Annotated in this window: 7 protein-coding genes, 1 tRNA gene and 1 pseudogene; 1 reads left to right on the top strand and 8 read right to left on the bottom strand. The window is 63.5% G+C overall.

The features are described from left to right. Window positions 1-626: 626 nt before the first annotated feature. From RKD05_RS14070 to RKD05_RS14050, 5 genes and pseudogenes are all read right to left on the bottom strand, one after another. Window positions 627-1,601: a hypothetical protein gene (locus RKD05_RS14070; protein ID WP_424710898.1), complete on the bottom strand. Its 975-nt coding sequence runs from the start codon at window positions 1,599-1,601 to the stop codon at window positions 627-629. A 300-nt stretch (window positions 1,602-1,901) separates the two neighbouring features. Then, window positions 1,902-3,605 (bottom strand): ATP-dependent nuclease, encoded by a 1,704-nt coding sequence (locus RKD05_RS14065; protein ID WP_424711865.1) that lies wholly within the window; start codon window positions 3,603-3,605, stop codon window positions 1,902-1,904. A gap of 78 nt (window positions 3,606-3,683) precedes the next feature. Then, window positions 3,684-4,145, bottom strand: a pseudogene (locus RKD05_RS14060) (DUF2813 domain-containing protein); the annotation flags it as partial. A 1,578-nt stretch (window positions 4,146-5,723) separates the two neighbouring features. Further along, complete coding sequence (locus RKD05_RS14055; protein ID WP_424711864.1) at window positions 5,724-6,740, bottom strand: DNA-directed RNA polymerase subunit alpha; 1,017 nt, start codon at window positions 6,738-6,740, stop codon at window positions 5,724-5,726. 632 nt (window positions 6,741-7,372) lie between these two features. Beyond that, complete coding sequence (locus RKD05_RS14050; protein WP_424710896.1) at window positions 7,373-8,206, bottom strand: esterase/lipase family protein; 834 nt, start codon at window positions 8,204-8,206, stop codon at window positions 7,373-7,375. Between the two features lie 334 nt (window positions 8,207-8,540). On the opposite strand from RKD05_RS14050, the gene RKD05_RS14045 reads away from it, so the two are divergent. Next, a complete protein-coding gene (locus RKD05_RS14045) occupies window positions 8,541-9,254 on the top strand; it encodes a hypothetical protein (protein WP_424710894.1) in 714 nt (237 codons plus the stop codon). A 491-nt stretch (window positions 9,255-9,745) separates the two neighbouring features. On the opposite strand, the gene RKD05_RS14040 is transcribed toward RKD05_RS14045, so the two are convergent. From RKD05_RS14040 to RKD05_RS14030, 3 genes are all read right to left on the bottom strand, one after another. Then, window positions 9,746-9,820 (bottom strand) — tRNA-Gln (locus tag RKD05_RS14040). A 655-nt stretch (window positions 9,821-10,475) separates the two neighbouring features. Beyond that, window positions 10,476-11,990, bottom strand: a complete 1,515-nt coding sequence (gene gltX / locus RKD05_RS14035) for a glutamate--tRNA ligase (protein ID WP_424710893.1) — start codon at window positions 11,988-11,990, stop codon at window positions 10,476-10,478. 9 nt (window positions 11,991-11,999) lie between these two features. Beyond that, window positions 12,000-12,980, bottom strand: coding sequence for a LysR family transcriptional regulator (locus RKD05_RS14030; RefSeq protein ID WP_424710891.1), 981 nt, complete (start codon window positions 12,978-12,980; stop codon window positions 12,000-12,002). Window positions 12,981-13,034 lie beyond the last annotated feature (54 nt).

Raw genomic sequence — 13,034 nt, 5'->3', positions numbered from 1 at the left:
TCAGCCCTCCGCCGAGCTTTCGTCCGGCCAAGGGATTCTCATCCTGGCCCCACTCAGCGCGCCCGTCCAGACCAAGATCCCGGGTACTCGGCCGCGGGCACCGGCGGGAAACAGAACATCCTCCGGCGAAACCGCCGAAGGATGTGTGAATGGGCTGCGCCCGCATTCGATACGAAATATGGCTGTCCTACTCGACCTCTATTCGGGAAAATCGACGGTCGCCCTGACCCCTGATGGACTGCGTGCATTGGCGGCAGCGTCGGGCGGGTTCGCGCCCGTTGAGGCGCCTCGTCGACGATCCACACCCTTGGGCCAGAGACTGTCTCGGGCGCGCATCGGGGAACTGGTTCGACGTCACAGCGAAGGCGAGAGTGTCAGAACCCTCGCAGGCGAGGTTGATGTCGCAGCGTCTGCCCTCTGCCGACTCCTACGAAGCGAGGGACTGGTTATCGAAAAACGGAAGGTGAGTGAGGCACTCATTCGACGGCTAGCTCGTGAGTACGAAGCAGGTGCAACCATGCGAGAGCTTGAGAAGACACATGGCTTGTCGCACGGCGTCGTGTTCAGAGCGCTGCATCGAGCAGGAGATTTAGGTATGCATGAAAATGGTCCGCATCCCGCCTCGCTCAGTACGCGCGCTCCGCGAAAGCGTCCTCAAGCTGTTGGAGGAGGTGGATGAGCAGCCGCGCATCAGGACCACCATCGACGTGACGCACCTTGGAGGCGAACTTGTCGATCTGGTGCCACTGCGGGAAGCTGCCGTCGGATGCGTCCACTATCTTGCTCATCCAGGAAGCCTCTCGTTCCAAGCGATCGGAGAGCATTTGAGCCCACCTAGGGTCCGAGAGTTCCATGCTGGCGTGGACCCGCATCTCCTGAACAGTGTCCATCATCAATGCGAGAAGTTGCAGGACTGGGTCGTGTTCCCGACGGCGGGATAGCGGTCGGCGCAGGTCCCGATGTTCCTCGAAAGCACTCCATGTCCGATCGGCAACCGTAGAAAGGAGCGAAGCGACGACGCCCAAGCCCCCGGCGCCACCCGTGTCGGCCGCGATCGCCGGCAACGCGAGAGCTGCCGCGGTGTCAATCGCAGCGTCCGTCGTCACTTTCGCCACGAACGGAAGTTCGCGTGCGCCCTTGGGATGCGCACTGAGTTGAAGGCGATCGCGCAGGACGCGAACATGGAGCTTGAGCCGGTTACGGATATTGAGCACGAACGAGGGGTTACGGCGCCAGTGCCCAGGTGGGTCAGACTCGATGGCGTGGCGGACATTCATCGAAAGCGCTGCGGCGACTTGATCGGCGGACGGAGGAGGAGGCGACCTGTAGCCACCGGCTCGAAGGAGCTCCTCCCACGGCGCAGAGCCGACGCCAATTAATCCTCGTACCGCGTACGCGTCTGAGTAGAAGTCCGCCTGAGACAGTGATCTCCAGAAGGACCGATCTGCGATGCACTCTTCGAGGAGATCCAGCAACGATCCGAGGCGTTCACGAACCTCGCCCGCGATCTGCGCCTCCGCGCTCAGCACGCGCGCAGCTTGCGCTCCACGGATCAGCGAATGACCTCGGGAGAGTCCGCGATCAACCTGGCCGTGATCCATCACCATGTCCTGTCACACGCCCGGTGGGTGGTGAGCCTAGTCGACGGGCTTTTTTAGCCCGCACGAGGTGCACTGCATCCAGTTGGTGCTGATGCGCTGCAGTGTGTACGTGCCGCACTGAGGGCACAGATGACCTTTTGCCACCAGACAGTCCTTTCATCGGCGCTGTCTCAAATTGCCAGCGACACGAACCTAATCGTAGTGAAAGTCGGAGCGGGGTCCGGTCACCCTCGTGACCCATCCGGTGACACTGAACCGAGTCGCTGGGCGGGATTTGCTCGTCATGCCGTGTGTGCGCCGTTAGGGTCGCGCGTCGGCGCGTAGGGACTTTAGCGCCCATGCGTCCAGATCTCTTAGAACGCGCCTGCTTGACGTCTTCAGCACGATCAACTGCTCGTGTGACTCATGCATGCCCAGCAGGAACTCTGCGACAGCCACAGGTCCCGGCAGACCTCGGACCTTGAGCTGTTCGAGCGCCGTTTTGATCGGGACATCCGTCGCCGCTTTGTCTAGGGAGGCTCGGTCAAGGTTGCCGAGTCGCGCAACAGAATCCAGGTAGAACGCGCGGTCCAGGAGATCCTCCAGCCCGACCCCGTCAGGAAGGGAACGAATCCGACTTCTCGGGACGCCCGAGTTTAGAAGCTGACTCTTCCACCTGGCCCCGCCGCCGTCCCCGTCGACCATGTATGCAACTCGACTTGCGACGAGGTCAAGGCTGGCCATTTCCGATGTATTTGCTGTCGCGATGCCTGGAGCCACCTGGTAGGCCAGGTCCGCGTTGCCTGTGGCAAGCTTGATCAAGGTAGGGAGGAGCAACATATCTGACTCGCCCTCGGCGATGAGCGCGCGACGGAGACTCGAGAACGCTGCGGCACCTGCGCCCATCACGATTAACAGGGGGTTGAAGCCGACATGCTCCTGCCGATCGATAGTCCAGAAGTCGTGCCTGATGCGCGAGTGGCCGTTGTCAATCGGCTCCACGAAGCGGACGCCGTTACCGATGTCCGACGGCAGGCAGGCGGGCGAGTGAGTCGTATAAAGGACCTGCTCCACAGCCGTAAGCTCTTGCAACATTCGAACCAGGTCACCCTGCGCGTTCTGGTGAAGGTGATGCTCCGCCTCATCGATGAGAAGGATTGGCGGCCGAGCGAATCCTCCCGACTCCAAGAACGCCGCCAGACCAACGAACGTCCGTAAACCATCGCTTCGCTCGGTGATGTCCATCCACCCGGCGCTTCCCACAACGAGGTCGCGGACATGTACCCGCAGGACCTCCCCGTCCACGTCGATACCGACTGTGATTTGCTCCTGCTTCCACTTTTGAGTGAAGAACTGCTCTAGCCTGCGGTTCGCGTCGTCCACAAGCGTGCGTTGATATCCGGAGTCACCAGCCGAGGAACGGATTCGGTCGAGAGTGATTCCAGCGAGGCGGAGTAGATTTGCTAACCCAAGAGATTGTTCTGTATCGGAATCAGACAGGTTGTATTCCGACCGAATGACGCGGTGTTCATCCCCAAACTGTGCAAACACCGGACCCTGCATCCCCAGACGCTCGTAAACAAGACGCGATACTTCTGCACGCGGGCGTCCCCACTCGTAGAACAGCGAGAAGGCCGCTACCTTTGTGTCGAGCTTTGGGTCACCCGCGGCGTGCTCGGTGATCGCCGCATTCACGGAGTCCCAAACTTCGCTCCCGGGCTTGCTCCCCGTGCCCTTCAGGAACGCAGAGACTGCGTCGAGCTCATCCTGATCGAAGTCCTCCACTTCATCCTCCTCGAGCTGATCCAGCACAAGGGCAAGTCGCCTCTCGATGGCTGGCCATGCCTTGGCGAGGCCCAGTCTTGGCGACGTCGAGACGCGCGGCGGGGGTTCGAAACTGTAGGTCCGCCTGCCGTCGGCATGCTTCTGGTGTACGACGTACCTCAATTCCTTGTCCTCGATAGGCAGCTGAGCGGCTAGGGCTTTCTCTTCGCTCGTCAGCGTGAACGACAGTCGAACCACCACCCGGTTCGGGTCTAGTGGCTGACCGCGCACGCTTCGAGTCGCATCCGTCACACGGATAGCGCTGCCCGAAGCAAAGAGACGAAGAGCGGACAGGATCGAACTCTTACCGGCCTCATTCGGCCCAACGAATGCGACCATCTTTCGTCCAACGTAGGCACTCGCACGATTCAAGCGCCGATAGCCGAATATCTCAATGCGATCTAACACGACACTCCCCGTAGCCCGCGGTCCTGAGCAGACTAGCGGGGAACCTCGAGGATCAGGCGTAGGCGGCGGGGAGTGAGGCACGAATCGGGTGCAAACATGCGCGAGCTTGAGAAGACACACGGGTTGTCGAACGGCGTCACGTTCAGAGCGCTGCGTCAAGCACGACCCGAAGACGCGGTCAAGGACTGCTTCCCCATTGAGCTGGGCGATGATGTCCAGCTGGGTGCGGGTGGACTCATTGAGTCTGACCGCGAGGGGTTTGATCGGACCGCAACCGAGTCCGTTGGCGGACGCGGCTTGGGCGGGCGGGGTGTTGACGTTGGACTCGCTCATGAGGGCGGGTCACCTCCTTGACGGGTGCGGCCGAGAACTCGATTGGTTCTCTACGAGACCGCAGACCAACAACGAGGACGGCAAGGGGGCCGCGACTGGGCCGCAGCACCCGCTGGCTCTAGTGAACGACGGAACCAGTCGCGTGCCAACCGTCCGATCGACGCGACCCGAACGATCCGGCCGGGGGCCAACGATGACGTTCGCCCAAATACCTGCCACAAGAAGCGCGTCGTACCACGCGCTTTAGCTCAACTGGTTGTGGTGGACGCGAGGGGTTTGTGCTCAATAGCCCGGCGCTAGGCGCCGGGACGAGCTAGGCAACGACCGTCCTACACGGAGTTAGCAACCCCACAACGGTAGGAAAAGTTGGGCAGCGGGCGTTGCATTCTCGTCCTACCCGAGCAGGTGTCCGGACTGCCGCAAATCGCACTTCCTTGATCCGACGAGCGCTTGCCCTGCGTGGCTAGGCGCTGAGTGACCGTGTGCCATCATCGCACCATGTCTTCGAAACGCACGGTGGTTGTGAAGATCCTGAGCTACGTCACACTCGCGGCCGCTTGCTTCGGCTTGGCTACCGTGCTGTTTCCGCGCCCCGCGAATCCGGTCCCGCCCACGCCGATCGTAGTGATCGTCGGGTCAGCGGCTGCGGTGCGCTGGGTAAATGTAACAGTGCACGAGAATACCGACGGCACCCACGACCTTGTGGTCGGGACATCGGTGGACCCTGGAACGGGCTCAGAATGGGTGAACCTCTCGCTGTGGGTCCCTGGTAGCGATGATTCCCTAGTTACTTGCGAGCCCACTCCAGAATCCTGCACTCAGACAGCCAATGAGGGAAACTATCTCGGGCGCTCTCCAACTCGATTCGTCCAGATGTCCGCGCCCACGTCCTTGCGCCCTCCGTCGACGCTGCCAGACGCCTTCGCGACATTCCGTATTGCTAACGCATGGAAGCCTATGGAATGTAGCGAGAGTAGGTGCGCCGGGTACATCACGACAGTGCTGGCCAGCTCGGGAACTGAGGTCGCTCCCGACGCTCCTGCTGTCGTGAGCTATGAAGGGTCCAGGCTCGGGGAGTACGAATGGACGTCATCGCGAATCGTTCCGGACGCTGGAAACGACGTCCCAACTTTTATGACACCCCTACCAAAATGGAGCTACAGCACGACTCGCATCGGCACACCGTTCATAGGGACCGTTCCAGGCTCCACAGAGTCGGATGCAATGATGACTTTCATCCTTGGTGCAGTAGTCGGGGTGGGCGGGGGCCTGCTTGTCGCCGCGATACAGGAGATCGGTTCTGCGTCACCAAGGAGAGGGAAAGGCTCCTAGGGGTCATTGCTGTAAAATCGGACTCCAGAACTGGCGGGGTTTGTTGCGTTTCTTCGCTTCCCGCGACCGCGCCGCTCAACGTTGCGGTACAACCCCTACTTCGATCACGCGCGCAAGACGTTGACCTCCGCCAAGAGCATCGCGACAATAGCATCACCTACGCAGCACCGGCAGGACCTGAGTCGTGCGGCTGAATGGGCGACTCGCAACAGCTTCAGCCGAAATTCATGACGATTCAGGTGAGTGCTACACGCTATCCGGCCCTGTCGCAGTACCGTCGCCGGTGCCGGCATTGCCCCTACGCGACTGAGTGCCCTCGACTCTAGCTACGGAGTCCTCCGGCCACAAGCCGAGGGAGGTGAGCTTGTCGCGCACCTCGTCAACCGACTTCTGACCGAAGTTGCGGATGTTCATCAGATGGGTCTTTGACAGGGCGACCAGCTCCGAAACGGTGTTGATGCCCTCGCGCTTGAGACCGTTGTACGAGCGCACCGAGAGGTCGAGGTCTTCGATCGGCATCGACAGCTCGTTCGAGAGGACGGTCTCCACCGGCGCCGGACCGATCTCGATGCCCTCGGCCTCGACGTTCAGCTCGCGGGCGAGACCGAACAGCTCGGTGAGCGTACGACCGGCCGAGGCGACGGCGTCGCGCGGGGCGATCGACGGCTTCGACTCGACGTCGAGGACGAGCTTGTCGAAGTCGGTGCGCTCACCGGCACGGGTCGCTTCGACGCGGTAGCTGACCTTGAGCACCGGCGAGTAGATCGCGTCGATCGGGATCTGGCCCGCCTCGGCGTACTCGTTGCGGTTCTGGGTCGCCGACACGTAGCCGCGGCCGCGCTCGATCGTGAGCTCGAGCGCGAACTTCGCGGTGTCGTTCAGGGTGGCGATGACCAGCTCGGGGTTGTGCACCTCGACGCCCGCGGGAGCGGAGATGTCCGCCGCCGTGACCTCGCCGGCACCCGTCTTGCGCAGGTAGGCCGTGATGGGCTCGTCGCGCTCGCTCGAGACCACGAGCTGCTTGATGTTCAGGATGATCTCGGTGACGTCTTCCTTCACGCCCGGGATGGTGCTGAACTCGTGGAGGACGCCATCGATGCGGATGCTCGTGACGGCCGCGCCGGGGATCGACGACAGGAGGCTGCGACGCAGCGCGTTGCCGATCGTGTAACCGAAGCCGGGCTCGAGCGGCTCGATGACGAAACGGCTGCGGAACTCCCCGATCTTCTCCTCGGTCAGAGTGGGACGCTGTGCAAGCATCATCACCACGGACCGCGGCGCCACAGCTGCCGAGTCGACGCTAGTCCCTCTCACAGAGCGCGCAGGCAGGCGCTCGCCAATTGAAGTCGATAGCCGACGCATTGTGATCTCACGAACGTCCTCCGTCACCGCCTCATGGGAAGCCAGAAGCGTGCGGAGGGTGTCCGCCAGTTCATGAACTAATGCGTAACGCTCGATGTACCTGCTCCGAAGCAGCGAAATCGAGCGCCAGCTGGCAGGCGTCTGGGGTTCGTCGACATGATAATCCGCGGCGGCACCGAGCAACGTGAGAGCGTTCGCATCAGGAATCGCTATGCCACCTCCTCCAACCTCTATTTCCGTCAGCGCCCGTTTGACATTGCTAGTCCACTCCGACCACTCTTGCGCTGAAGATGTGTGGAACATATGCACGGCGTACACGGTGTGGTAGTTGACACCCATCCACGCGCGCATCAGCGCGCCTTGCACTCCAGGCCCGATCTGCATCTCACGCCACGCTCGAGCCTCCTCCTCGAAATGTAGGGTGACGAGATTTTCTCCGGTGTGTTCGCGCACGGAGAACACTGCATCGATGCCGCGATCAATAAGCGTATGCAGATTTCGTGATTGGAAGGCGGAAAAATCGGCGACGACCATCATATGTCCCCGAATTCAACGAACTTGAAAGGCAGAATATATCCGACCTCAGGCTTGGAAACGGACCGATGATCCCTTCCCTCCGCGGTTCTTTGCACGTCTATGCGATACTTATGGGGCTTGACGACGCTCTCGTTTTCCGCCCAAAGGATCGCAGCTCCAAGGAGCGAGCGATAGTCAGGGTTAGAGCCGTACGATTCGGTGCGGCTCCTCGTCTCCGCAAGAAGCAACGAGGTCACACCTAGCTCCTTCGTGGCGCTGCCATACGCGAGATACAGATCAATTATCCACCGCAGGGGGGCGAACTCCATGATGGCACCAAGTCTGCCTGTCGGATCAAATCCGGCTATAGCCGGGCTGAACAAGCGAAGTATTCCGTCGAGGATGTCGTTCCGCGAAATGTCCTTAAAGTCGCGGAGCTCCCACTCGGTCATGGCTTCCAACTTCGCAACGCGCAGCACGAGACCACCCAATGAATGCCCGACGAGGTAAAGCTCCTCGTACGGAGTCGTGACGTCGGCACGGACCATGAGTCCGTCGCGGACAAGCATCCCCTGGTAGGGAATCGGGTAGAACGTGGGTAGGTGCTGTCGCAGGCGGTCCGCAGTTGTCGTGATGCGCGCGTGAACGGAGTCGTACTCCAGAAAGAGCAGATCCGACTCGCTCCACCATTGGCTGGACGAAGGTTCGGTTGCGAAGCCACCCCAAGTAGTGTCCGCGTGTCCCTTCCATCCGTGCAGGAAGACGACCAGCCGTTTGGGCGTCTTCGCCGAGACCTGCGCGAAGCTCGCCAACGGGTGATCGAACGTCGAGTACGCATGTTCAACCATCATCGCGATTCTATGGGTGCTGGAGGCCTCAGGAGGACAGCAAGAACGACACTCCCCATTGAGCAGGGCACCAAGGCGTGACAAGTGCCCAGATCGCCTGGTCGTGAGAAACAGAAGGTGAGTGAGGTGCTCACGAATACGCTCGCTGCTGAGCACGAACCAGGCGCCAAGATGCGGGAGCTCAAGCAGCGGCACGAGCTGTTACACGGGGTGGCGTTCCGCGCGTGCCGTCGCGCAAGCCGAGGCAACCAGCGACATCCATCGCCAACAAGGTGCGCCATCAAAATCCCGCGACTTACCGACGCCGATGATGCTGATGATGACTAGCCTGTAGATCATGTCGGACAAAGACGAGGATGACGCGGCCGATGCAGGGTTGCCCGCGTGGTCTCGATGGCTCATTGGTGCAGCGGGCCTAGCAATCATGACCTTCGGGACAATCGCTGTCTTCATCAAGGACACGAACGTCGCAGGTGTCCCACTCCTCGTCGTTGCCGGCGCAGGCTTTCTCTACGTCTCCCTTACGGGTCAACGCCTCATTCAAGTCAACAAGGATGGCGTCGTCTTCAGCCGAGCACAGCGACTCCGAAGGACGTTAGACCAACTCAGTACCGATCCAGAAATTCCCGCGGAGACCAAGGAGCGGATACTCGACGTTGCCGAGGCAAACGGTGTTCACCTCCCCCCGGTGACAGACCAACAGTTCGAGCAGACCATCAGCGAAGCGTTGCGCTCGATCAGCCAAGAGTTCAACCTCCAGCTCAATGAACCATCTCACGCCGGCGACAGCGGCTATGACTTCCTCCTCACCAACGGCGACGGCAAGCAAGCCGCCATCGAGGTCAAGGGCCACCTTCGCACCCGCGGTTTCGCCGGCGCCATCCGACAACTCCGCATGCTCCAGATTCCGATACGGTTCCTCATCATCGACGGTAGCTTCGCCCCCGAAATCAGCACGCCCTTTGCTGCCGAGGGCATCTGGATTGTCGGCTGGGACGAGGTGGGCAGGGCGACCCTCACGGAGTGCCTACGCTCAGCCGGCATCATCTAGGTTCGCGGCACCTCCCGCGGACCCTGGGGCGTCGTCAAGCCTCGCGCTCCTCCTGAGCCGTCCTCGCGACCGCAGATCATCGATTGACTCACCGCGGACGGCTACATGCGGGCCTTGTCCGGCCGTACGTCACTACCTCTCGCGCTTGCTCCACCCCACTCGCCCACTCGCCGCACACATCGAATCGAAGGAATCGAGCTGAGACATACCAACGACGTGCCTGCGGCAATTCAGATGGGGCCAGCTCTATGGGCAGGCGCCGAACAGCGCACGGCGCGATCTCATCACCGCCTTCTTCGCTCGGCTACTGATCGACGTGGACGAGGATCTCGATATCCAGAGCGAGCGCAACGAGGCAAGTCTTGCCGTCCGGCACGCACTCCCCCAGCGAGAAGCAACGCAAACCAAAACCTCCTCCGGCGTAACCGCCGAAGGAGGTAAAACGGCTTCCGAGCGGTTCGCTCGTTCGCCTGGTTCGAATAAGAACTATGTGGCTGGGGTACCTGGACTCGAACCAAGAACAACGGAACCAGAAACCGCCGTGTTGCCAATTACACCATACCCCAAGGCGCTGAACCGAAGTTCGTGCCGAGGATCAAGCTTACGTGACACCGGGCCGAGCGCCAAACCGGCGCCCGCCCGCGCGCGTCGCGACGGCTCGTATGCCCCTCTCCGCATGCTTCGGTGTCCACAACACGCGGACGCCGAGGCATGGCATCCGCGTGTCCTGGACACCCACTCGAGAAGCATCGGCGAACGGCGCGCTGCGGCTCGGCGCGCGGACGAAGCCGCGGCGCAGCCGGTCGCGTTGCGCTGTGCCCCGGCGCTGGCGACAGCCGACGACACCTGATTTCGGTGTCCAGAACACGCGGACGCCGAGGCATGGCATCCGCGTGTCCTGGACACTCAGTTGGGTGCGGCAACGTACCGGATGGAGCAGCTCGACATGCGGCCCGAGTTCCGGCACCGGGGGCCGTGCCGTGCCGCGCTCCCCTCACGCGCCGGGCACGATTGGCCCCGTCGCGCAGCTCCCGGGAGGCGTCGGGGAAGTAGGCACGAAGGTTCGGTGTCCAGAACACGCGGACGCCAGCGCATGGCATCCGCGTGTCTTGGACACTGAATCAAGGACACGGAGCCCGGATGCCGACAGAGCGAGCTGCAACGTCGGGTGACGGCGCGCCCGCTTACGACGGGACGCGCACGCCCGGCGCGACGGGCGCGTCAGCCCAGGTGCTGCACCAGGGCGTCGAGGCGGCGGAGGGTCTCGGCCTTGCCGAGCAGCTCCATCGACTCGAACAGCGGCGGCGAGACGCGACGGCCGGTCAGGGCCACACGCGGCGGGCCGTAGGCCACTCGCGGCTTCAGGCCGAGTTCGTCGACGAGAGCGGCCGAGAGAGCTTCCTGAACCGCGGCGGCGGTGAACTCGCCCTCGGGCACGAGTTCGAGGGCGCCGACCGACGCGACGAGGACCTCGGCGGCGTTGGCGGGCAGGCCCTTGAGCGCGTCCTCGGCGTACGACACCTCGTCGACGAAGAGGAAGCCGAGCATCCCGGGCACCTCGCCGAGCAGCTGCACGCGCTCCTGCACCAGAGGCGCGGCCGCGGCGATGATCGCGCGGTGTTCCTCCGACGGCTCCTCGGCCACGTACCCGGCTGCAGCGAGGTGGGGCACGATGCGGGCGGCGAAGTCGTCGGCATCCAGCATCCGGATGTGGTCGCCGTTGATCGCCTCCGCCTTCTTCTGGTCGAAGCGCGCCGGGTTCGGGTTGACGTCGGCGATGTCGAACGCCGCGATCATCTCGTCGAGCGAGAACACGTCGCGGTCGCTCGACAGCGACCATCCGAGCAGCGACAGGTAGTTGAGCAGGCCCTCGTGGATGAAGCCCTTCTCGCGCTGCAGGAACAGGTCGGCCTGCGGGTCGCGCTTCGAGAGCTTCTTGTTGCCGGTCTCGCCGAGCACCAGGGGCATGTGACCGAAACGCGGGATGAACGTCGTGACACCGGCATCCACCAGTGCCGAATACAGCGCCAGCTGACGGGCCGTCGACGGCATGAGGTCTTCGCCCCGGATGACGTGGGTGATGCCCATGAGCGCATCATCCACGGGGTTAACGAAGGGGTAGAGCGGCACGCCGCCCGCCCGCACGAGGACGAAGTCGGGGAACGACCCGGCGGGGAACGTCACCTCGCCGCGGATGAGATCGACGTAGCTCAGGTCGTGGTCGGGCACGCGCAGGCGCCAGGCGGGCTGACGCCCCTCGGCGCGGAACGCCGCCTTCTGCTCGTCGGTGAGATCGCGGTCGAAGTTGTCGTAGCCGAGCTGCTTGGCACGGCCGTTGGCCTCGTTGCGCGCGTCGATCTCCTCGGCGGTCGAGTAGCTCTCGTACACGGCGCCGGCGGCGATGAGCTTGTCGAGCACCTCGCGGTAGATCTCGTGACGCTGCGACTGCCGGTACGGCGCGTGCGGTCCGCCGACCTCGACGCCCTCGTCCCAGTCGATGTTCATCCACCGCAGCGCTTCGAGCAGCTGCTGGTAGCTGTCCTCGCTGTCGCGCGCGGCATCCGTGTCTTCGATGCGGAAGACGAGCTTGCCGCCGTTGTGGCGCGCGTAGGCCCAGTTGAACAGGACGGTGCGAATGAGACCGACGTGCGGCAGCCCCGTGGGTGAGGGGCAGAAGCGGACGCGGACGTCGGCGCCGGTGGCGGTCGTGGTGCGGGGATCGGGGGTGGCAGACACCCCCCGATCCTACTCGGCGGCGCCGACGCGACCCGGGCGCGGAGACGTCGGGTGGGGATGATCCGCGAGCACCTCGTCGACGATGTGGAGAGCCGCCCCGACGGCGGGCACGCGCTCGGCCCCGCGGGCGGTGACGACGTGCAGCGTGCGGGCCTCGGCGACCGGGAGGCGCGGCACCGCGATCCCCGCGACGAGCGGGAGGGATGCCACGGCCATCCCCGGCAGGATGGCGACGCCGACGCCCTGCGCGACGAGGTTCTCGACGGCGACGTAGTTGTCGGTTTCGAACGCGATGTCGGGCGTGAACCCGGCGCGACCGCACGCCTCAAGGAGGTGGCCGCGGCACTGCGGACAGCCGGCGATCCACCGCTCCCCCGCCAGCAGCGACAGGTCGACGGGGTCGCTGTTCGCGACCGGGTGATCCGCGGGGACGACGACCACCGTGTCGTCGCCGCCGACCGTGCGCACGGTCAGCCCCGTCGCGGCGGACTCCAGCTGCTCGCGCCGGTCGCCCGGGAAGCTGTAGATCAGGGCGATGTCGGCCCGGTCCTCACGGACGGCGGCGATCGCCTCGGGCGGCTCCGCCTCGACGAAGCTCAGCGCGACGCCTGGCCGTCGGGAGGTCAGCGCCGCGATCACGCGCGGGACGACCGTCGAGGATGCCGAGGGGAACGCGGCGATCCGCACCCGACCGGCGCGCATCCCCCGCAGCTCCGCAAGGTCACCGGCGGCCGCATCCAGCGCCGTGGTGACCGTGGCCGCATGCCGCGCGAGCACCCATCCGGCCTCAGTCAGCCGCACCCCGCGACCCACGCGTTCCACGATCGGTAGACCCGACCGCCGCTCCAGTCGCCGCAGTTGCTGACTCACCGCGGGCTGGCTGTACCCGAGCGCTCGAGCGGCGGCGGTGATCGAGCCCGTGTCGGCGATGGCCTTCACGACGCGGAGGGCGTGCGCGTCGAGCCCGTCGTCGTGCAGCGCGTCGCTCATGCGAATACATAACCATTGCGGATGCTTTTCATGCAAAACATCCCGTAGTGCAAT

The sequence above is a fragment of the Microbacterium sp. SLBN-111 genome (assembly GCF_049739645.1).
GTDB lineage: Bacteria > Actinomycetota > Actinomycetes > Actinomycetales > Microbacteriaceae > Microbacterium.
The sequence above is the reverse complement of the archived record's forward strand: the minus strand, read 5'-3'. Positions and strand labels throughout refer to the sequence as shown.